Raw genomic sequence first — 21,675 nt, forward strand, 5'->3', positions numbered from 1 at the left:
CTCACGCGCGAGTTCCGCCATCCCTCCCCGGCGAGTTGGCCTTCGTCCGCGAGTTGCGCCTTCGCCGCCCGCGAGTTCCTCACGGGCGGCGAGTTGCGCGTTCAGACCTCCCACCGACCAGGCGAGCCGCGCCTTCGACCTCGCCTCAGTCGCCGCGCCTCAGTCGCCGCAGGTCAGTCGCCGCGAGCCGCGAACCGCGTCGGCCGGTCCGTGAACGGCGCGTCCGCCGGCCGAGCCTGCGCCCTCCCGGCGAGCACCGCCTGAGCCGCCAGCAGCCCGGCCACCGCGGCCCCGTTCACGATCTCCCCGGCCAGCGCCATGTCCACCGCCTCGTCCAGCGGGAACCGCCGCGCCTCCAGATCGGCCTCCTCGTCGCCCATCTGCTCCCGGTCCACCTCCGACAATCCCCGCGCGAGGAACACCCGCACCACCTCGTCGGTGAAGCCCGGCGACGCGGCGACGTCCACCAGCGTCGCCCACTCCGACGCCGCCAGCCCGACCTCCTCCATCAGCTCACGCCGAGCGGCCTCCAGCGGCTCCTCCGAAGCCGAGTCCAACAGCCCCGCCGGCAGCTCCCAGATCCGCTTGCCCAACGGGTGCCGGTACTGGTGGATCAGCGTCACCAGGCCATCGGGGTCCACCGCCGCCACGGCCACCGCGCCCAGGTGCTCCACCACCTCGCGCGACGCCGTCCCGCCGCCGGGCATGGCCACCTCGTCCACCCGCAGCCCGACGACCCGACCGATGTGCACGTCCCGCGACGAGACCGTCTCGAACTCGTGCCTCATTTGGCCGCACCAGCCGTCTCGGACAACGGCAGCCGGTCGGCGAGCCGGTAGTCCAGCGCCGCCTTCACGAACGCCGCGAACAGCGGGTGCGGCTTCGTCGGACGGCTCTTCAGCTCGGGGTGCGCCTGCGTGGCGACGAAGAACGGGTGCACGTCGGCGGGCAGTTCGACGAACTCGACCAGCCGCCCGTCCGGCGACGTCCCGGAGAACACCAGACCGGCGTCACCCAGCTTGTCCCGGTAGGCGTTGTTGACCTCGTACCGGTGCCGGTGCCGCTCGGAGACCTCGGTCGTGCCGTACGCCGACGCCACCTGCGAACCGGGCGTGAGCTTCGCGGGGTACGCGCCGAGCCGCATCGTGCCGCCCATGTCGCGCTGCCCGGACACCACGTCCTCCTGGTCGGCCATGGTGCTGATGACCGGCGACCCGGTCTCCTCGAACTCGGAGGAGTTGGCGTCGGCGATCCCGGCGAGGTTCCGCGCGGCCTCGATCACCAGGCACTGCAACCCCAGGCACAGCCCCAGCAGCGGAATGCCGCGCGTCCGGGCGTAGGAGATGGCACCGATCTTGCCCTCGATGCCGCGGACCCCGAACCCGCCGGGGATGAGCACGGCGTCCAGCCCGGCCAACGCGTGCGCCGCGCCGGACGGCGTCTGGCACTCGTCGGACGGCACCCACACCACCTCGACCTTGGCGTGGTTCGCGAACCCACCGGCGCGCAGGGCCTCCGTGACCGAGAGGTAGGCGTCGGGCAGGTCGACGTACTTGCCGACCAACGCGATCCGCACCTTCTCGGACGGGTTGTGCACGCGGTCCAGCAGGTCGCCCCACACGGTCCAGTCGACATCGCGGAACGGCAGCCCGAGCCGGCGCACCACGTACGCGTCGAGCCCTTCGCCGTGCAGGACCTTGGGGATGTCGTAGATCGACGGCGCGTCCACGGCCGCCACGACGGCCTCGGTGTCGACGTCGCACATGAGGCCGATCTTGCGCTTCAACGCATCCGGAATCTCCCGGTCCGCCCGACACACGATCGCGTCGGGCTGGATGCCGATGTTGCGGAGCGCGGCGACGGAGTGCTGCGTGGGCTTGGTCTTGAGCTCACCGGACGGGGCGAGGTAGGGCACCAGCGAGACGTGCAGGAAGAACACGTTGTCGCGGCCGACGTCGTGCCGAACCTGCCGCGCCGCCTCCAGGAACGGCAGCGACTCGATGTCGCCGACGGTCCCGCCGACCTCGGTGATCACGACATCCGGCACGACCCCGTCGGCGCCGGGCTCGGCCATCGCCCGAATCCGCCGCTTGATCTCGTCGGTGATGTGGGGGATGACCTGGACGGTGTCCCCGAGGTACTCCCCACGCCGCTCCTTGGCGATGACCTCGGAGTACACCTGCCCGGTGGTGACGTTGGCATCCCCGGAAAGATCCCGAGCCAGGAACCGCTCGTAGTGCCCGATGTCGAGATCGGTCTCCGCGCCGTCGTCGGTGACGAACACCTCGCCGTGCTGGAACGGGTTCATCGTGCCCGGGTCGACGTTGAGGTACGGGTCCAGCTTCTGCATGGTCACCCGCAGACCACGGGCGGTCAGTAGCTGACCGAGACTGGAGGCGGTGAGTCCCTTGCCCAGGGAGGAGGCCACGCCCCCGGTGACGAAAACGTGCTTGGTCGTACGTGCCTGAAGCACCAACGAGGCTCCCCGTGGTCTGAAGTTCCGCAGGGCAACCGGCCCTGTCCACGGGCCCTAACGCTAACACGCCACCGGTCACCCAGCGCGCTGGTGGTCGGGTGTCACGTCACTCAGATGGCCTAGCCCCCAGTCGATCAACCGATGCCGGTCACACCGACCAACCACCAACCACGCTCCGCTCGACACCGGGACCGTCGGCGACACCGCTTCGCTGCCGTGAACCCGGCCGACGCCCGCCGGCAGTCCGGCCGGCAGTCCGGTCCGGCCGACAGCGGGATCATCGGCACCGGCGAGCGGCGGTTCGCACGGCAAGCGGCGGTTCGGTGGTCGTCCGTGGTCAGGCCGGGCCATCCGTACCGAGGTATCCGTGGTTGGGGCCATCCGTGGTCAAGCCGAGGCGGGTGCGCCGTGGTGGCGTCCGTTTGTTTACGGCAACGAACGCCAGCCCCAGGAAGTGCCAGTTCCGAGCCGGATTAACGAAATCGAGTGAATCCGCGGAACCAGGTAAACCTTCCACAACCCCAACGTTCAGACAAACACCCGAGGAGACAAACACCCAAGCCCTCACCCCACGATACCCGGCACAGCCCCCTCCGCATTGCCCGCCACGCCATACCGCCCGGACTTCCCCTCCAACTGCTCCCGCAACGCCAACACCGCCACCACCTGCCCAGCAGCGGCACCAACGTGGTCCACGGTCGACAACACCGAAGTAGCCGCCGTATCCGCCCGCACCACCCCGACCGCCCCGGTCCCGTCGGCCGACCCCTCACCACCCGCCAGCACAGCCCCCGCCCCCGACCGGTCCAACTGCGTGGCGAACCGCGCGACCATGGCCGCACGGTCGCCGGCCGAATCCCCGTCCACAGCCCCACCGGTCAGCACGACAGCCAACTGCGCAGGCTGCAAAGGCGCCTGGGAACGAATGAACCCAGCGGAAGTCAACCCCGTCAGCGCCGCCGCCGTCTCGTCCGCCGAAGCCTGCGCCTGGTTGTTCTCCTTGTTCAACAACAGCAGCGCACCCAACAACCCACCGGCACGCGTGCCGGGATCGGCCCCGGTGGGCAACTGCGTCCCGGCGGGCTGCAACCGCGCCACCAGACCACGCAACTGATCAGCCTTGCGCGGATCGGCGAAAGAATCCGTCAACTGCAATTCACCGGTGACCGTGGCGCCCGAGGCCGCCAGAAGCGAGACCAGAGCATCACGGTCATTCGGCCGCGCATCGGCCGTCGTCACCAGAACCACGGTCCGCTCGGCCAACAATCCCCGCACCGCCAACGGACCCACGGAAGTCGCGAACCGGTCCGCCTCCGCCAGTTTCGCGTGCAACCCGTTCTGCCCGGTCTGCAATTCCGCGACTTTCGTGCCCAGCGCCGACTTGTCGTCCGTCAACCCGGACAGCAGCCGGCCGCTGATCGCCGTCGAACCGAGCACCACGCCCACGGCCAACGCCAGGAACACGGCGGTGATCGAGACGATGTGGTAGCGCATCGAGATCATGAGAAGAACCCCTTGAGCCAGTCGACGACGGACCGGAACGCGTCCACCGCCACATCGACGTACACCTGTCCAACCCCGGACACCGCCAGCGCCGCCACCATCGCCACCACGGCCGCGAGCACCAACAGCGAGATCGCCCCGAACGACACCCTGCTGCGGTGCAGGGTGGCGACCGCCTCGCCGTCCACCAGCTTGCTGCCCAGTTTCAGCCGGGTCAGGAAGGTGGACGGGTTGGAGCCCGAGTGGCCCCGGTCCAGGAACTCGCGCAGGCCCGCCTGCAGGCCCACCGTCACGACCAGGGACGCGCCGTGCGCCTCGGCGAGCAGCAGGGCCAGGTCCTCCGCGTTGCCGGTCGCCGGGAACGTCACCGCGCCGATGCCCAGGTCCTGGATGCGTTCCAGGCCGGGCGCGTGGCCGTCGGTCTGGGCAGGCACCACGACCTCCGAGCCGGCTTTCAGCGTCGCGGTGCCGATGCCGTCCGGGTCGCCGACGATGATGTCCGGCCGGTACTTGGCGTCGTGCAGGGTGTCCGCTCCCGCGTCGACGCCGATCAGCACCGGCCGGTACTCGCGGATGTACTTGCGGAGCCTGCGCAGTTCCTCGGCGTGCCGGGGGCCGCCCGCGACGATCAGCACCTGTCGGTCGCGGATCGGGACGTACACCTCGGGCACGCCGACCCCGTCGAGGAGCAGCGCGCGTTCCCGGCGCAGGAACTCGATGGTGTTCGCGGAGAACGCTTCCAGTTGCGCCGCCATGCCCGCCTTGGCCTCGATCATCGCGTCGGCGATCGACTCGACGCTCTGCTCGACGCCCCGCGCGACCTCCCGGTCGCCGACGAACACCGCGCCTTCGTGCAGCCGCAGCCTGGCGCCGTCCTTCACCTCGCGCAGCACGCCCGTGCCGACGCCGTCGACGAGCGGCACGCCCGCCTCGATCAGCAGTTCGGGGCCGAGGTTGGGGAAGCGCCCCGAGATGGACGGCGACGCGTTGACCACGCCCACCACCTCGGCGCTGACCAGCGCTTCGGCGGTGCGGCGGTCGATGTCGACGTGGTCCAGGACGGCGATGTCACCGGGGCTGAGCCGCCTCAGCAGGTCGCTCGTGCGGCGGTCGACCCGCGCGACGCCGGTGACGCCGGGCAGTTCGCGGTTCGTGCGGCTGAGCAACCCGGAGAGCTTCATGAGCCGATGGTGACTCACCCGGCCGCCGGTTCGTGGCTAACACGCCGAGCGGATCCGGGCAGGTCAACCAGGTCAGCGCTCCACAGTGGACGGATTACCCCCGGTCGGGGGACGTTCTTCGCCCGTGCGATCGACTGCTCCGGGCACGGGCGAGTCGGTTGCCCCGGGCACGGGCACGTCGGTTGCCCTGGGCACGGGCAGGTCGGTTGCTTCGGGCACGGCCAACTCGGCCGTCGGGATCGGGATGCCGAACGGCGGGGTGTCGTCGTCGCCGTCCACCCGGTACACCGCCACCCCGGTCGGCTTCGGCGCGCGGCGCGGCCAGTCCTGTGCCAGCACCGCACCGACCAGGAGCACCAGGCACGCGCCGGCCAGCGACCACAGGCCCGCCCCGACGACGGTGGCGAACCCGTAGGGCACGGTCTCGGGGTTCACGAACAGGTTCCTGATCGTCGTGTGGACGGACCAGGCGGTGCCCCCCAGCAGGCCGGTGGCGATCACGGCCGTGAACCGGCCCACCGCGGCGAGCGGCGCCGGCCGGAACAGCAGCACGGCCGCGACCAGGGCCAGCGCGCTCGCCGTCACCAGCGGGTAGCCCCATTGCGGGCCGTCCATGACGTCCTCGGTGGTGGGCTGGTTGTAGAACACGATCCGCCACGCCGTGAGCGTGAAGCCGCCGACGCCGCGCGGGGGCGGGGCGTCGACCCGGTACAGCTCCAGCAGCGCGCCGCCGAACCCCAGCAGCGCGCCGGCGGACAGCGTGCCGGCCGCGATCATCCGTCGGTTCACGGTCCGACCTTCCCCTCGGCTCCGGCGTCGGGTGGCAGCGGGATGCCGAACGGCGGCGTGTCGTCGTCGTTGCCCTCGACCTGGTACACGACCGGTCCGGCGGGCCGGGGCGCGCGTGGCGGCCAGTCCTGCACCGCGAGGGCGCCGCCCACGGCGAGCGCGCAGGCCAGGCCGAGCAGCGGCAGCGCGAGGCCGAACGTCGTGATGATGACCAACCCGCCGCGGTCCTGCTCTGCCAGGTAGATGGCGAGCACGAACTGCCAGACCGCCCAGGCGCCGCCGAGCAGCAGCATCGCGCCGCCGGCCGCCACGAGTCGGCCCCACATCCGGCCGACCCGCGCCGCGCCGAGCACCAGCAGCAGGGCCGCCACCACCATCGGCAGCCCGAACAGGGCGTCCCGGCCGAAGTCGCCTCCGTCGCTGGTCACCTGCCACCCGGTCTGCGCGACCGCCATCCGTTGGCTGTCCGGGAACTCCCAGGACTGCTCGTACAGCGGCAGGAACGTGCCGACCAGCGCCAGCGGCGCGGCGAGGAGCAGCGCGACGACCCCGGCGACACGTCGGGTCACCGCGTCCTCACCTCGGGACCGGCGGGCGGCTCCGGGTGGTCGTCCGGCAGCACGGCCACCTGGATGCCCAGCGGAGGCGTGTCCAGGTCGGCGTCCTTGTCGTCCAGGCGGTGCACGACCACCCCCTCGGGCCGGGGAGGCGGAGGTTCGGCGTGCAGGAACACCGTGCCCACGACGGCGACGGCCACGGCGGCGACCAGCAGCCACAGCCCCGCGCCGTACTCGCGGTCGATGGAGGCGCGCCCGTCGCGGGTGAAGAGCTCCAGCGACGCCTGGACCGTCATGAACGTCGCCCACACCGACCCGACGAGCACCCCGGTGGCGGCGATCGCCGTGCGGCGGGACGCCTGCCGCTGGTGCGCCGGCAGGAACACCAGCGCCGCCGCGATCAGCAGCACCACGGCCGCGACCACGATCGGCACGCCCACCTGCGGGGTCGCGCGGAACTCGCCCAGCTCGACGGGCTCGACGACGGTGGTCCAGCTCGTGGTGGTGAACCCGAACCGGACCTGGCCCTGCCCGGTGCCGACCCAGCTCAACGGCAGGAACGTCGCCGCGATCGCCGCCACCGCCGCCGCGACCGCCAGGACGACACCCGCCGTCCGTCGGCTCACCTCTTCTTCTTCCGCCGCACCACCGGCGCGCTGTCCTTGTCCGCCTTGGCCGCCGCCAACAGCTCCTCGGCGTGCGCGCGGCCGGTGTCCGTGGAGTCCATACCCGCCAGCATCCTCGCCAGTTCGACCACGCGCTGCGATTCGTCCAGCACCCGCACACCGCTGCGGGTCAGCACCCCGTCGGCGGTCTTGTCCACCACGAGGTGCCGGTCGGCGAACGCGGCGACCTGCGGCAGGTGCGTGACCACGATGACCTGGTGGCTGCGCGCGAGCCGGGCCAGCCGCCGGCCGACCTCGACCGCCGCCCGCCCGCCGACACCGGCGTCGACCTCGTCGAACACCAGCGTGGGCACCGGGTCGGAGTGCGACAGCACGACCTCCAGCGCCAGCATCACGCGGGACAGCTCGCCGCCGGACGCGCCCTTGTGCACGGGCAGCGCGGGCGCGCCGGGGTGCGCGACCAGCCGCAGCTCCACCTCGTCCACGCCGGACGCGCCCGCGTGCAGCACCCGCCCGCCGACCTCCAGCGCCTGCGGGTCGCCGGCTTCGGCGAGCCGGGGCCGGACCGCGACCTCCACGGTGGCGTGCGGCATGGCCAGGCCGGTCAGCTCCTCGGACACCGCCTTGCCCAGCTCCTCGGCGGCCGTGCCGCGTTCGGCGGTGACCTGCTCGGCGTACCCGGCGAGCTGCCCGGCCAGCTCGTCCCGGCGCGCGGCCAGCGCGGCCAGCGCCTCGTCGGACGTGTCCAGGCCGGCCAGCCGGGACGACGCGTCGGCCGCCCACGCGATCACGCCGTCCACGTCGGCGGCGTACTTGCGGGTCAGCGCCTTCAGCTCGGCCTGGCGGGCGAGCACCTGCTCCAGCCGCGCCGGGTCCGCGTCCAGGTGCTCCAGGTAGGTCGCGATCTCCGCGCCCACGTCGGCCAGCAGCGTCTCCGCCTCCACCAGCCGGGGCTCCAGGTCGCGCAGCTTCGGGTCCTCGGACGTGGCCAGCCGCCGGCGGGCCTCGCCGATCAGGCCGAGCGCGCCGGGGTTGTCCGGGTCGCCGTCGGGCGAGCCGCTGACCGCGTACTGCGCGCCGGACGCGGTCTCCCGGAGCTGGTCGGCGTCGGCCAGCCGGCGGGCCTCGTCGTGCAGCTCGACGTCCTCGCCGGACTTCGGGTCGACGTCGGTGATCTCGGCCAGGCCGTGCCGCAGCAGCTCGGCTTCGCGGGCCAGCTCGCGGGCCCGCTCGGTGCGCTCGGTCAACTCGGTGGCGACCCGCAGCCACTCGTCGCGGATCTTCCGGTACTTGCGCAGCGGCGCGCCCACGTCGTCGCCCGCGAACCGGTCCAGCACCGCGCGCTGCTCGGTGGGCCTCAGCAGCCGTAGCTGGTCGTTCTGCCCGTGCACCGCGAGGAGCTGCTCGGCCAGCTCGGACAGCACGCCCACCGGCACGGAACGGCCGCCCAGGTGGGCGCGGGACCGGCCGTCGGACCCGACCGTGCGGATGGCGATGACGCTGCCGTCCTCGTCCGCCTCGCCGCCGACCTCCTCGGCGACCTTCGCGGCCGGGCTGCCGGGTGGCGCCTGGAACCGCCCTTCGACCACCGCCTTGTCCGCGCCGTTGCGCACGCGGGACGCCTCGGCCCGGCCGCCACCCAGCAGGTGGAGGCCCGTGACGACCATCGTCTTGCCGGCGCCGGTCTCCCCCGTCACGACGGTGAAGCCCTCGGCGAGTTCAAGGGTGGCCTCGTCGATCACACCGAGGCCCTGGATGCGCATCTCGGCCAGCACAGCGCGCACACTACTGGGCGACGACCGCGGGAGGTGAGTTCGGGTGGGAGTGTCGGGCGAACAAATGTTCTAACCGGCCGACGGACCCCGCCACCCCTGGACCGGCAGCGAGAACTTCTCCACCAGCCGATCGGTGAACGGACCCTCCCGCAACCGCACCAGCCGCAGCGGCGTCGAACCGCCCACGACCTCCACCCGCGCGCCCGCCGGCAGCTCCACCATCCGCCTGCCGTCCGCGCACAGCACCGCCGGGTGCCCGCCCGGGTCGACCTCCAGCGCCACCACGGACGCGGGCGACACCACCAGCGGGCGGGCGAACAACGCGTGCGCGTTCGACGGCACCACCAGCAGCGCCTGCACGTCCGGCCACACCACCGGCCCGCCGGCGGAGAACGCGTACGCCGTGGACCCGGTCGGGGTCGCCACCAGCACGCCGTCGCAGCCGAACGCCGACACCGGCCGGCCGTCGACCTCCACCACCACGTCCAGGATGCGTTCCCGCGAACTCTTCTCGACGCTGGCCTCGTTCAGCGCCCAGGTGCTCTCCAACACCTCGCCGTCCACGGACGCGGTGATGTCCACCGTCATCCGCTCCTCGACCTCGTAGCTGCGGGCGATGACCCGGTTGATGGCCTCGGACAGCTTGTCCGAGTCGGCCTCGGCCAGGAAACCGACCCGGCCCAGGTTCACGCCCAGCACCGGGACGCCCGCCGCGCGGGCCAGCTCCGCCGCGCGCAGCAGCGTCCCGTCGCCGCCGAGCACGAACACCAGCTCGGTGCCCTCGGCGGCGTTGTCGTCGGCGGTCACGACCTGCGCGTAACACGACGGGTCGAGGTCCGGCGCCTCGTCCTTCAGCACCCGCAGCCGCACACCCGCCGCGGCGAAGCGCCGCGCCACCTCCTGGGCGACGCGCACGTTGCTGCGCCGCCCGGTGTGGACGACGAGCAGGATCTCCCTTGTCACATCGTCCCCGGTCACTGGGGTCCTTCCGCTACGGCGGCGCGCACGAGCGCGGCGGCGGTGTCCGCGGCCAGGGGCTCGCCCCGGCGCAGCCAGGCGAAGAACTCGACGTTGCCCGACGGTCCGGGCAGGGGGCTGGCGGTGACGCCGTGCAGCCGCAGGCCGATCCCGGCGGCGGCGGCCACGACGTCCAGCACGGCTTCGGCGCGCAGCCCGGGATCCCGGACGACACCGCCGGAACCCAAACGCTCCTTGCCGACTTCGAACTGCGGCTTCACCATCGGCAGCAGATCGCCCTCCTCGTCGAGGCACGCGGCGAGTGCGGGGAGCACCAGCCTCAACGAGATGAACGAGAGATCGGCCACTACCAGTTCAACCGGACCGCCGATGTCCTCCGGCGTCAACGACCGCACGTTCGTCTTGTCCTTGACCACGACCCGGTCGTCGGTGCGCAGCCGCCAGTCCAGCAGACCCCGCCCGACATCGGCCGCGACCACCTGACGTGCGCCGTTGCGCAGCAGCACGTCGGTGAAACCACCGGTGGACGCGCCCGCGTCCAGGCAGCGCCTGCCGTCGACCTTGACCGCGGGGAACTTCTCCAGCGCGCCGACCAGCTTGTGCGCGCCGCGCGACGCCCAGTTCGGGTCGTCGGTGTCGCGCACCACCAGCGCGGTGTCCAGCTCGACGGCGGTGGCGGGTTTCGTCGCGACCGTGCCGCGGATCGTCACCCGGCCTTCGGCGACAAGCTGGCTGGCGTGCTCCCGGGACCGGGCCAGCCCGCGCCGGACCAGTTCGGCGTCCAGCCGAGCCCTGCGTGGCACCGCGTCACACCTTGTCGATGCTCGACAGCGCGACGGTCAGCGCCGTGTGCGCGTCGTCGTACCGGGCGACGTGCTCGGCGACGTCGAGCTGCTCCAGCCCGTCGAGCCCGGCCAGCGCATCGTCGATCCCGGCCACCGGATCACGCGGCGGGCCGGGGAGGGGAACCTCGAAGCTCACGGTTTCACGGTAGCCGATCGAGCACCGACAGGTCCTCCGCGATGTAGGTGGGCCGCCGGTCCGCCGGCAGTTCGTCGACTTCGGCCCGGGTCGACACCCCGGTGAGCACGAGCAGCGAGTCCATGCCCGCGTTCACCGCGCCCAGGACGTCGGTGTCCAGCCGGTCCCCGACGACCAGCGGGCGCTGCGCGCCCAAGGACTTCGCGGCCTGCTCCAGCAACGGGGTGGCGGGTTTCCCGGCGACCAGCGGCTCGGCCCCGGTGGCGGTCCGGAGAGCGGCGACCAGCGCGCCGTTGCCGGGCAGCAGACCACGTTCGGTCGGCAGGGTCGCGTCGACGTTGCACGCCACCCACCGCGCACCCGCCCGGATCGCGACGGCGGCCTCGGCCAGCTCGCGCCAGCCCAGGTCCTGGGACAGCCCCTGGACCACCGCCGCGACGCCCGCGGCCCGGGTGACGGGCGTGAACCCGCGCAGCCGCACTTCCTCGGCCAGGGCATCGGTGCCCAGCACCAGGACTTCCGCCTGCTGCGGCACCAGGTCGAGCAGCATCGCGGCAGCCGCCTGGGCGCTCGTGCTCACCTCGTCCAGCGCGGCGCGGAAACCGAGTTCGGTGAGGTGGTCCGCGACGTCCCGCGGCGACCGCGTGGCGTTGTTCGTGACGAACCGGATGCCGGTGCCGTGCCCACGGGCGGAGGCGACCGCCTCCACCGCGCCGGGCACGGCCTCCCGGCCCCGGTACACCGTGCCGTCGAGGTCCAACAGCAGCGCGTCGTAACGGTCCAGCAGCACAGGCCCTCGCTCAGGTCACTCCTGCGGGCTCAGGTCGAACGCCCGCTCGGCGGCATCAGTCTCGTTGTCGTCATCGGCCTGGGCGGCGTTCAGGAACCACTTGACGGCCTCGTCGGTGCGCCCGGCGGCGGCCAGGTTGTCGGCGTAGGCGTAGAACAGCCGGGCACTCCACGGATCGCGCCGCTTGGCGTCGAGATCGGTCCCCTGCAACGCGACGACCGCCGCGTCGAACTGCCCCATGTCCCGCCGAGCGCCGGCCGCGACGATCCGCAACTCGACCGCCTCATCAGGCTCCAGCCGCAACGCTTGAGCCTCGCGGGCCAGCTCGATCGCCCGCTCCGGCCGCCCCAACGCGCGCTCGCAGTCCGCCATGACCGCGACATGCCCCGCACCGTGCGACATCCGCCGAGCCGCCCGCAGCTCCGACAGCGCCTCCGCCCACTCACCGGCGTGGTAGGCGGCCAGTCCGGCGGCCTCCCGCACCACACCGACCCGGGCCGCCTTCGTCCGGGCGTAGCGGGCGTGCTCCAGGGCCAGCTCGGGCTCGGCGTCGATCAGCATGCCGGCGGCGGCCAGGTGTCGGCCGACGATCTCGGCCAGCCCCTTCGGCAGGCCACGCAGCTCCTGCTTCACCTCGGCGTCGAGGATCGAGAGGTCCGCTTCCTCGGGCAGTTCGGGCGCCCGAGCCCGGGTGAACTCGCCCTCGTCCCGCCGGGCTTCGGCCACCGGAGCGTCCGCGACGTCTCCACCTTCGTCTTCGGCTTTGTCTTCGTCTTCGGCCTTGTCTTCATCTTCGGCCTTGTCGGAATCGCCCTCAACGCCACCGGCAACCTCGCCCTCGGCCGCCGCAGGCTCGACTTCAGAGGCAGTCACGGCAACTTCAGGTTCAGCCACGGCAACTTCAGGGGCCGCGGCGATCTCGACACCGACGGCCTCCGGCGTCACCGACTCGACGACGCCACCCGAACCGGTGCTCTCCTCAACCGACTCCTCGACCGACACCGGGTCGCTCTCGACAGCCCGCCCCTGGAACCGAGCAGCCCGATCACGAGACCGCGCATCACGCCGATCATCACGCTTGTCGTCACGCTTGTCGTCACGCCGGTCATCGCGACGCGGGTAACCACCACGGTCATCCCGAGCCTTGAACTCCCGCCGCTCGCCACTACGCCCTTCACGGGGCTTGAACTCCCGCCGCTCACCGCCACGATCGTCGCGCGGCTTGAACTCACGGCGCTCACCGCTGCGACCTTCGCGAGACTGGTAACCCCCGCGATCATCCCGAGCCCTGAAGTCACGGCGCTCGCCACCACGGTCGTCACGGGGCCGGTACTCACGACGTTCGCCACCACGGTCATCACGGGGGCGGTACTCACGGCGCTCGCCGGCACGGTCATCGCGGCGGTCATCGCGCGGCCGGAACTCACGGCGCTCTCCACGATGATCGTCACGGGGGCGGAAGTCACGGCGTTCACCGCCACGATCGTCACGGGGCCGGTACTCACGGCGCTCCCCGCCACGGTCATCACGGGGCCGGAAGTCACGGCGCTCGCCGCCGCGATCGTCGCGAGGCTTGTACTCGCGGCGTCCACCGCTGCGGTCGTCACGGGGCTTGAATTCGCGACGGTCGCCGCCACGGTCATCGCGGGGGCGGTACTCGCGGCGTTCGCCGCCACGGTCGTCGCGGGGCTTGTACTCACGGCGTTCGCCGCTGCGGCCTTCGCGGGGCTGGTAGCCACCACGGTCGTCGCGCGGGCGGAATTCGCGGCGTTCGCCGCTGCGCGAGCCGGTACCGCGATCGTCGCGGTTGTAGCCGCCACGATCGTCACGGGACTGGCTGCCGCCGCGGTCATCGCGCCGTTGGTACCCACCACGGTCGTCACGGGGCTGGTAGCCGCCGCGGTCATCGCGGCGCTGGTACCCACCACGGTCATCGCGCCGTTGGTAGCCACCACGATCATCGCGGCGCTGGTAACCGCCGCGGTCGTCACGGCGCTGGTAACCGCCGCGGTCGTCACGGCGCTGGTAGCCGCCGCGGTCATCGCGCGGCTTGTCGTAGCGGGGACGGTCCGCGCGGCTGTCGTCCTTGCGGTAGCCGCCGCGGTCGTCGCGGCTGCTGCTGCGGTCGTCACGGCCACGGTCATCACGGCCGCGGTCGGTCGCCGGCCGGTCGTCCCTGCGCGGATAGCCGCCGCGGTCGTCCCGGCCGCCACTGCCTTGCTTGCGGACTCCATCGGCGCGGCCACCGTCGGATCGGCGCGGTCGGTCTCCCTGGCCACGCTGACGGTCGCCCGGGCGGTCTCCGAACCTCGACACCTGTACTCCTCCTACTGTGGACACGCACGCCGAAAGGGCCTGTGATTTGAGCACATCTCGATGTGCCCCCACCACAAGCCCTTTCAGGGAAAGAATGTTCGGCGGCGTCCTACTCTCCCACACCCTCACGAGTGCAGTACCATCGGCGCTGGAAGGCTTAACTACCGGGTTCGGAATGGGACCGGGTGTTCCCCCTCCGCCATGACCACCGAAACACTATGAAATTACCAACCACAGACACCCCGCGCCCCCGAAAGGTCGCCTGGTGTGCCCGGTTGGTTCTTTCAGAACCGCACAGTGGATGCGTAGCATTTTCGTGACAAGTCCTCGGCCTATTAGTACCGGTCAACTCCAGCCGTTACCGACCTTCCATCTCCGGCCTATCAACCCAATAGTCTCTTGGGGGCCTTACCCCACGAATGGGTGGGATACCTCATCTAGGAACAGGCTTCCCGCTTAGATGCTTTCAGCGGTTATCCCTTCCGAACGTAGCCAACCAGCAATGCCCTTGGCAGGACAACTGGCACACCAGAGGTCCGTCCGTCCCGGTCCTCTCGTACTAGGGACAGCCTTCCGCAAGTATCCTACGCGCGCGGCGGATAGGGACCGAACTGTCTCACGACGTTCTAAACCCAGCTCGCGTACCGCTTTAATGGGCGAACAGCCCAACCCTTGGGACCTACTCCAGCCCCAGGATGCGACGAGCCGACATCGAGGTGCCAAACCATGCCGTCGATATGGACTCTTGGGCAAGATCAGCCTGTTATCCCCGGGGTACCTTTTATCCGTTGAGCGACCACGCTTCCACAAGCCATGGCCGGATCACTAGTTCCGACTTTCGTCCCTGCTCGACCCGTCGGTCTCACAGTCAAGCCCCCTTGTGCACTTGCACTCGACACCTGATTGCCAACCAGGCTGAGGGAACCTTTGAGCGCCTCCGTTACCCTTTGGGAGGCAACCGCCCCAGTTAAACTACCCACCAGGCACTGTCCCTGATCCGGATCACGGACCGAGGTTAGACATCCAGTACGACCAGAGTGGTATTTCAACGACGACTCCACAACCACTGGCGTGGCCGCTTCACAGTCTCCCACCTATCCTACACAAGCCGAACCGAACACCAATACCAAGCTATAGTAAAGGTCCCGGGGTCTTTCCGTCCTGCCGCGCGTAACGAGCATCTTTACTCGTAATGCAATTTCGCCGGGCCTGTGGTTGAGACAGTCGAGAAGTCGTTACGCCATTCGTGCAGGTCGGAACTTACCCGACAAGGAATTTCGCTACCTTAGGATGGTTATAGTTACCACCGCCGTTTACTGGCGCTTAAGTTCTCAGCCTCGCCCCGAAGGACTAACCGGTCCCCTTAACGTTCCAGCACCGGGCAGGCGTCAGTCCGTATACATCGTCTTGCGACTTCGCACGGACCTGTGTTTTTAGTAAACAGTCGCTTCTCGCTGGTCTCTGCGGCCGAAAAATCCTAGCCCGCATGGGGCTTCAAATCCCTCGGCCCCCCTTCTCCCGAAGTTACGGGGGCATTTTGCCGAGTTCCTTAACCACAGTTCGCCCGATCGCCTCGGTATTCTCTACCTGACCACCTGTGTCGGTTTGGGGTACGGGCCGCATGAACACTCACTAGAGGCTTTTCTCGACAGCATGGGATCACCCTACTTCGCCTCAATCGGCTATGCATCACGTCTCAGCCTTCATGCAACACGGATTTGCCTATGCTGCGGCCTACACGCTTACACCAGTACTACCACTCACTGGCGGAGCTACCCTCCTGCGTCACCCCATCGCTTGACTACTACAAGTTCAGGTCCCGCGCTCCACAACCACAGTCGTCCGAAGACTTCCATGGCGCTTCGGGCGGTTAGTATCACAAGGTTCGCCATGGGCGCGTTCACACGGGTACGGGAATATCAACCCGTTGTCCATCGACTACGCCTGTCGGCCTCGCCTTAGGTCCCGACTTACCCTGGGCGGATTAGCCTGGCCCAGGAACCCTTGGTCATCCGGCGGCAGAGTTTCTCACTCTGCTTTCGCTACTCATGCCTGCATTCTCACTCGTCCAGCCTCCACACCTGGATCACTCCGGCGCTTCCATGGCTGAACGACGCTCCCCTACCCATCCCGACATAATCGGAATGACACGGCTTCGGCGGTGTGCTTGAGCCCCGCTACATTGTCGGCGCAGGACCACTTGACCAGTGAGCTATTACGCACTCTTTAAAGGGTGGCTGCTTCTAAGCCAACCTCCTGGTTGTCTGGGCGACCCCACATCCTTTCCCACTTAGCACACACTTAGGGGCCTTAGCCGGCGTTCTGGGCTGTTTCCCTCTCGACTACGAAGCTTATCCCCCGCAGTCTCACTGCCGCGCTCTCACGTACCGGCATTCGGAGTTTGGTTGATTTCGGTAAGCTTGTGGGCCCCCTAGACCATCCAGTGCTCTACCTCCGGCACGAAACACACGACGCTGCACCTAAATGCATTTCGGGGAGAACCAGCTATCACGGAGTTTGATTGGCCTTTCACCCCTAACCACAGCTCATCCCCCAGGTTTTCAACCCTGGTGGGTTCGGGCCTCCACGCAGTCTTACCCACGCTTCACCCTGGCCATGGCTAGATCACTCCGCTTCGGGTCTAGACCACGCGACTATGAACGCCCTATTCGGACTCGCTTTCGCTACGGCTACCCCACACGGGTTAACCTCGCCACGCAGCACTAACTCGCAGGCTCATTCTTCAAAAGGCACGCCGTCACCCCGAAAGGCTCCGACGGATTGTAGGCACACGGTTTCAGGTACTATTTCACTCCCCTCCCGGGGTACTTTTCACCTTTCCCTCACGGTACTAGTCCGCTATCGGTCACCAGGGAGTATTCAGGCTTAGCGGGTGGTCCCGCCAGATTCACAGCGAATTTCACGAGTACGCTGCTACTTGGGAACACCGTCAGGAGACACCGGGTTTTCACGTACGGGACTCTCACCCTCTACGGCCGCGCTTTCCAGACACGTTCCGCTAACCACAGTGCTTTATAACTCCTCGACCGTCCGGCAGAACGATCAGACAGGTCCCACGACCCCGCACACGCAACCCCTGCCGGGTATCACACGAATACGGTTTAGCCTCTTCCGCTTTCGCTCGCCACTACTCACGGAATCACGGTTGTTTTCTCTTCCTGCGGGTACTGAGATGTTTCACTTCCCCGCGTTCCCTCCACACACCCTATGTGTTCAGGCGTGGGTGACCCCACATGACTGGGGCCGGGTTTCCCCATTCGGAAATCCTTGGATCTCAGCTCGGTTGACAACTCCCCAAGGCTTATCGCAGTCTCCTACGTCCTTCATCGGCTCCTGGTGCCAAGGCATCCACCGTGTGCCCTTAATAACTTGCCACAAAGATGCTCGCATCCACTGTGCAGTTCTCAAAGAACAACCAGACACCATCCCACCCTGCCAACGCCTACCCCACCGAAGTGAAGCGGTACGACGACCGGGACAGCCTGTCGTTTCCTCGCTGAAAGGACACTCACGTGTTCCCTCAGGACCCAACAGCGTACCGAACACCGGACCAAGCCCCCACACGACCCTTCCACACCCCCGAAGGAGCAGTACTAACTCGTATGGCAACAAGACCGAATGCATTAGCCAGCATCCACATCATTGAGCAACCACCGGTCGATCATTCGCCGACCGCGTGGCCCTCCACCGCAATCCGAAGACCACGATGAGAGATGCTCCTTAGAAAGGAGGTGATCCAGCCGCACCTTCCGGTACGGCTACCTTGTTACGACTTCGTCCCAATCGCCAGTCCCACCTTCGACCGCTCCCCCCCTTACGGGTTGGGCCACGGGCTTCGGGTGTTACCGACTTTCGTGACGTGACGGGCGGTGTGTACAAGGCCCGGGAACGTATTCACCGCAGCGTTGCTGATCTGCGATTACTAGCGACTCCGACTTCACGGGGTCGAGTTGCAGACCCCGATCCGAACTGAGACCGGCTTTGTGGGATTCGCTCCACCTCACGGCTTAGCAGCCCTCTGTACCGGCCATTGTAGCATGTGTGAAGCCCTGGACATAAGGGGCATGATGACTTGACGTCATCCCCACCTTCCTCCGAGTTGACCCCGGCAGTCTCCCATGAGTCCCCACCATAACGTGCTGGCAACATGGAACGAGGGTTGCGCTCGTTGCGGGACTTAACCCAACATCTCACGACACGAGCTGACGACAGCCATGCACCACCTGTACACCAGTCCGAAGAGGCCCATATCTCTATGGGTTTCCGGTGCATGTCAAGCCCAGGTAAGGTTCTTCGCGTTGCATCGAATTAATCCACATGCTCCGCCGCTTGTGCGGGCCCCCGTCAATTCCTTTGAGTTTTAGCCTTGCGGCCGTACTCCCCAGGCGGGGTGCTTAATGCGTTAGCTGCGGCACGGAGGACGTGGAAGCCCCCCACACCTAGCACCCACCGTTTACGGCGTGGACTACCAGGGTATCTAATCCTGTTCGCTCCCCACGCTTTCGCTCCTCAGCGTCAGTATCGGCCCAGAGACCCGCCTTCGCCACCGGTGTTCCTCCTGATATCTGCGCATTTCACCGCTACACCAGGAATTCCAGTCTCCCCTGCCGAACTCAAGTCTGCCCGTATCGACCGCAGGCTCCACGTTAAGCGTGAAGTTTTCACGGCCGACGCAACAAACCGCCTACGAGCTCTTTACGCCCAATAATTCCGGACAACGCTCGCACCCTACGTATTACCGCGGCTGCTGGCACGTAGTTAGCCGGTGCTTCTTCTGTAGGTACCGTCACTCACGCTTCGTCCCTACTGAAAGAGGTTTACAACCCGAAGGCCGTCATCCCCCACGCGGCGTCGCTGCATCAGGCTTCCGCCCATTGTGCAATATTCCCCACTGCTGCCTCCCGTAGGAGTCTGGGCCGTGTCTCAGTCCCAGTGTGGCCGGTCACCCTCTCAGGCCGGCTACCCGTCGTCGCCTTGGTAGGCCATCACCCCACCAACAAGCTGATAGGCCGCGGGTCCATCCCATACCGCCGGAACTTTCCACCCACCACCATGCGGTGACAGGTCGTATCCGGTATTAGACCTAGTTTCCCAGGCTTATCCCAGAGTACAGGGCAGGTTACCCACGTGTTACTCACCCGTTCGCCGCTCGTGTACCCCGAAGGGCCTTACCGCTCGACTTGCATGTGTTAAGCACGCCGCCAGCGTTCGTCCTGAGCCAGGATCAAACTCTCCAATAAGGAATATGTTTGATCGCTCGGACAACACTGACAACACGAACCGGAATAAGGTCCATGCATATTGCCAGTTGTCCAGTCAATCTCAAAGGAAACCTCTTGACGAGGTTCATAAATTTACTGGCTATTCGGCACGCTGTTGAGTTCTCAAAGAACACGCGCTCATCGTCACGCACCGTTCGCACGGCTTGATCAGAGGCTTGTGCATCCAGAAAGCTTGTAGTGAAACTTGACGCCCTGGTCGCAACGGCTACCTAGCAGCCTCGACTGGGTCTTCCCGTTTCGCGGTCACCCACTCTACCACACTGCGTGGGAGCTTGGTTCGTGACCTGCCGCGCTCCGTTCCGGCTTCACCGGCCCGTTCCGCGCTGACAGAGAGAAAGTTACACGCAGCCGACGCGGAGGTCAAATCGGGGGCGCGGCATGGCCACACGGGCTGAAACCGCAGGTCAGCAGCCCGTGCAGCACTCGCCACCACGCTATCCGACCCGGTCTGCGGACAACAGTGTGACCGCGATCACAGGTGGATCCGCACGCCGGCCGTGTTCCGCTTGCCGCGGCGCACCACCAGCCAAGACCCGTGCAGCAGGTCCTCCTTGGCGGGCACCCACTCCTCGTCGGAGACCTTCTGGTTGTTCACGTACGCGCCGCCCTCCTTCACGGTGCGCCGCGCGGCGCCCTTGCTGTCCGCCAGCCCGGAGGTCACCAGCAGGTCGACGATGGTCGGCGCGTCCGCCAGCCGCGCCTCGCCGGTCGGCGCTTCGGCCATCGCGGCCTCCAGCGTCGACAGGTCCAGCTCGCGCAGCTCGCCCCGGCCGAACAGCGCCTGGCTCGCCGCCATCACCTGCCGGGTCTCGCGCTCGCCGTGTACGAGGTCGGTGAACTCCTGGGCCAGCTTCTTCTGCGCGGACCGCAGGTGCGGCGCCTCCGCCGTCTGCCGTTCCAGCTCGGCGATCTCCTCTTGCGACAGGAACGTGAACAGCCGCAGGTACCGGAGCACGTCGGCGTCGCCCACGTTCACGAAGTACTGGTACCAGGCGTACGGCGAGGTCATCAGCGGGTCGAGCCACACGTTGCCGCCGCCGGTGGACTTGCCGAACTTGCGCCCCTCGGCGTCGGTGACCAGCGGCGCGGTCAGGGCGTGCACGGGCTTCCCGTCGACCTTGCGGACCAGGTCGACGCCGCCGATGATGTTGCCCCACTGGTCGGAGCCGCCCACCTGGAGCCGCGTGCCGTACTTCCGGTTGAGCTGGAGGTAGTCGTGCGACTGGAGCAGCAGGTAGCTGAACTCCGTGTACGACATGCCGTCGCCTTCGAGGCGCCGCTTCACGGTCTCGCGCGCGAGCATCACGTTCACGGAGAAGTGCTTGCCGACGTCCCGGAGGAACTCCAGCACGGACACGTTGCCCGTCCAGTCCAGGTTGTTGACCACGATCGCCCCGGTGGGGCTGTCGTCGAACTCCACGAAGCGCTCTAGCTGACCGCGGATGCGGCCGGCCCACTCGGCGACGGTGTCCAGCGAGTTCAGCGAGCGCTCGGCGGTGTCGCGCGGGTCGCCGATCATGCCGGTCGCGCCGCCCGCGAGGACGATCGGCCGGTGCCCGGCGCGCTGGAAGCGGCGCAGCATGAGCAGCGGGACGAGGTTGCCGGCGTGCAGGCTGGGCGCGGTCGGGTCGAACCCGGCATAGAGGGTGAGCGGGCCCGCGTCGAGATCCTTCCGCAGGGCGTCGAGGTCGGTGGACTGCGCGATCAGGCCGCGCCAGGACAGCTCGTCGAGGATGTGCTCACTCACGGGGAGCCATTCTCCCCTACCTGGTCAAAGCGGTTTGAGCTGGTGTGGTCGAGGGGTAGCCGGGGCGTGCTCCGGTGACGGGGGGCTACCTAGCTTGAGAGGACTCGGCCGATGACGTACCCCGATCGAGATCGACGTCCCGCTGACCGGCCTACCGAGGCGTTACCCCCGACGCGCGAGCCGCTGCGGGAACCGGTGCGTGAGCCTGTTCGCGAGCCGGTGCGTGAGGAGGTCGTGGAGCGCGGGGACGGTCGTGTCCGCGCGGTGCGCGTGGTGTGTGCGGTGATCGACCTGATCTGCTGGTTGTTCGCCATCGTGTTGGCCGTGCACATCTTCCTGGTGATCGCGGGGGCCAACCCGGCGAACGGGTTCGCGCAGTTGATCACGTCGTGGTCGGCCGGGGTGTCGCTGGGGTTGCGAGACCTGTTCACGCCGGCGAACGACGGGCTGCGGACGTTGCTGAACGACGGGCTCGCGGCGGTGTTGTGGCTGGTGCTGGGCGCGGTGCTGACGAACGTGATCACGCGGGTCGCGCTGCCGGCCGGCGAACGGCGGCTCTGGTACCGCCGGACCGTGCGGTAGCGCTACCGAGGGTCACCGGGAGATTCACTCGGGTGAGCAAAATTCGCCCCGGTGGCCAATTGTCGTGCGGG

The 21,675-nt window shown here is 68.3% G+C and carries 16 protein-coding genes and 3 rRNA genes; 2 read left to right on the forward strand and 17 right to left on the reverse strand.

Annotation, left to right across the window (positions count from 1 at the left end):
- Positions 1–173: 173 nt before the first annotated feature.
- The 13 genes from ACQPZF_RS31240 to ACQPZF_RS31300 form a co-directional block, all read right to left on the reverse strand.
- Positions 174–788, reverse strand: a complete 615-nt coding sequence (locus tag ACQPZF_RS31240) for an NUDIX domain-containing protein (RefSeq protein WP_433263092.1) — start codon at positions 786–788, stop codon at positions 174–176.
- A complete protein-coding gene (locus ACQPZF_RS31245) occupies positions 785–2,476 on the reverse strand; it encodes a CTP synthase (protein ID WP_433263094.1) in 1,692 nt (563 codons plus the stop codon). Before ACQPZF_RS31245 ends, ACQPZF_RS31240 begins: the two co-directional genes overlap by 4 nt.
- Positions 2,477–3,040: 564 nt before the next feature.
- A complete protein-coding gene (locus tag ACQPZF_RS31250; protein ID WP_433263096.1) occupies positions 3,041–3,979 on the reverse strand; it encodes a copper transporter in 939 nt (312 codons plus the stop codon).
- On the reverse strand, positions 3,976–5,160 hold the full coding sequence (gene steA / locus ACQPZF_RS31255; RefSeq protein WP_433263098.1) for a putative cytokinetic ring protein SteA: 1,185 nt from the start codon (positions 5,158–5,160) through the stop codon (positions 3,976–3,978). Before steA ends, ACQPZF_RS31250 begins: the two co-directional genes overlap by 4 nt.
- Positions 5,161–5,232: 72 nt before the next feature.
- Positions 5,233–5,949 carry a hypothetical protein gene (locus tag ACQPZF_RS31260; protein WP_433263100.1) on the reverse strand — a complete coding sequence of 239 codons (717 nt, stop codon included), beginning with the start codon at positions 5,947–5,949 and terminating at the stop codon, positions 5,233–5,235.
- Positions 5,946–6,518: a hypothetical protein gene (locus ACQPZF_RS31265; RefSeq protein ID WP_433263102.1), complete on the reverse strand. Its 573-nt coding sequence runs from the start codon at positions 6,516–6,518 to the stop codon at positions 5,946–5,948. The genes ACQPZF_RS31260 and ACQPZF_RS31265 overlap by 4 nt, the downstream gene beginning before the upstream one ends.
- Positions 6,515–7,132 (reverse strand): hypothetical protein, encoded by a 618-nt coding sequence (locus tag ACQPZF_RS31270; protein ID WP_433263104.1) that lies wholly within the window; start codon positions 7,130–7,132, stop codon positions 6,515–6,517. Before ACQPZF_RS31270 ends, ACQPZF_RS31265 begins: the two co-directional genes overlap by 4 nt.
- Positions 7,129–8,907, reverse strand: a complete 1,779-nt coding sequence (recN, locus tag ACQPZF_RS31275; protein WP_433263106.1) for a DNA repair protein RecN — start codon at positions 8,905–8,907, stop codon at positions 7,129–7,131. Before recN ends, ACQPZF_RS31270 begins: the two co-directional genes overlap by 4 nt.
- Positions 8,908–8,976: 69 nt before the next feature.
- Positions 8,977–9,885: an NAD kinase gene (locus ACQPZF_RS31280; RefSeq protein ID WP_433263107.1), complete on the reverse strand. Its 909-nt coding sequence runs from the start codon at positions 9,883–9,885 to the stop codon at positions 8,977–8,979.
- The gene (locus tag ACQPZF_RS31285; RefSeq protein WP_433263109.1) at positions 9,882–10,688 is read right to left on the reverse strand and encodes a TlyA family RNA methyltransferase; all 807 of its coding nucleotides are present in this window, start codon (positions 10,686–10,688) and stop codon (positions 9,882–9,884) included. The genes ACQPZF_RS31280 and ACQPZF_RS31285 overlap by 4 nt, the downstream gene beginning before the upstream one ends.
- 4 nt (positions 10,689–10,692) lie before the next feature.
- Positions 10,693–10,866, reverse strand: a complete 174-nt coding sequence (locus tag ACQPZF_RS31290; RefSeq protein WP_433263111.1) for a hypothetical protein — start codon at positions 10,864–10,866, stop codon at positions 10,693–10,695.
- Between the two features lie 4 nt (positions 10,867–10,870).
- Positions 10,871–11,656, reverse strand: a complete 786-nt coding sequence (locus ACQPZF_RS31295; RefSeq protein ID WP_433263113.1) for an HAD-IIA family hydrolase — start codon at positions 11,654–11,656, stop codon at positions 10,871–10,873.
- Between the two features lie 15 nt (positions 11,657–11,671).
- Entirely contained in the window at positions 11,672–12,289 is a 618-nt protein-coding gene (locus ACQPZF_RS31300; protein ID WP_433263116.1) for a hypothetical protein, read from the reverse strand.
- Here ACQPZF_RS31300 and ACQPZF_RS31305 point away from each other — a divergent pair.
- Positions 12,233–14,017 (forward strand): hypothetical protein, encoded by a 1,785-nt coding sequence (locus ACQPZF_RS31305; RefSeq protein WP_433263118.1) that lies wholly within the window; start codon positions 12,233–12,235, stop codon positions 14,015–14,017. The genes ACQPZF_RS31300 and ACQPZF_RS31305 overlap by 57 nt on opposite strands.
- Before the next feature lie 51 nt (positions 14,018–14,068).
- On the opposite strand, the gene rrf is transcribed toward ACQPZF_RS31305, so the two are convergent.
- The 4 genes from rrf to tyrS all read right to left on the reverse strand — a co-directional run bounded on the left by rrf (position 14,069) and on the right by tyrS (position 21,022).
- Positions 14,069–14,185, reverse strand: a 5S ribosomal RNA gene (gene rrf / locus ACQPZF_RS31310).
- 102 nt (positions 14,186–14,287) lie between these two features.
- Positions 14,288–17,368 (reverse strand): 23S ribosomal RNA (locus ACQPZF_RS31315).
- A 349-nt stretch (positions 17,369–17,717) separates the two neighbouring features.
- Positions 17,718–19,233 (reverse strand): 16S ribosomal RNA (locus ACQPZF_RS31320).
- The 16S, 23S and 5S rRNA genes sit together here, the layout of an rRNA operon.
- Before the next feature lie 514 nt (positions 19,234–19,747).
- Entirely contained in the window at positions 19,748–21,022 is a 1,275-nt protein-coding gene (gene tyrS / locus ACQPZF_RS31325; RefSeq protein WP_433263120.1) for a tyrosine--tRNA ligase, read from the reverse strand.
- 195 nt (positions 21,023–21,217) lie between these two features.
- Between tyrS and ACQPZF_RS31330 the strand changes: the two genes are divergently transcribed.
- A complete protein-coding gene (locus ACQPZF_RS31330; protein WP_433263122.1) occupies positions 21,218–21,604 on the forward strand; it encodes a hypothetical protein in 387 nt (128 codons plus the stop codon).
- The last annotated feature ends 71 nt before the right edge of the window (positions 21,605–21,675 follow it).

Source organism: Actinosynnema sp. CS-041913, assembly GCF_050942485.1.
Taxonomy (GTDB): Bacteria; Actinomycetota; Actinomycetes; order Mycobacteriales; family Pseudonocardiaceae; genus Actinosynnema.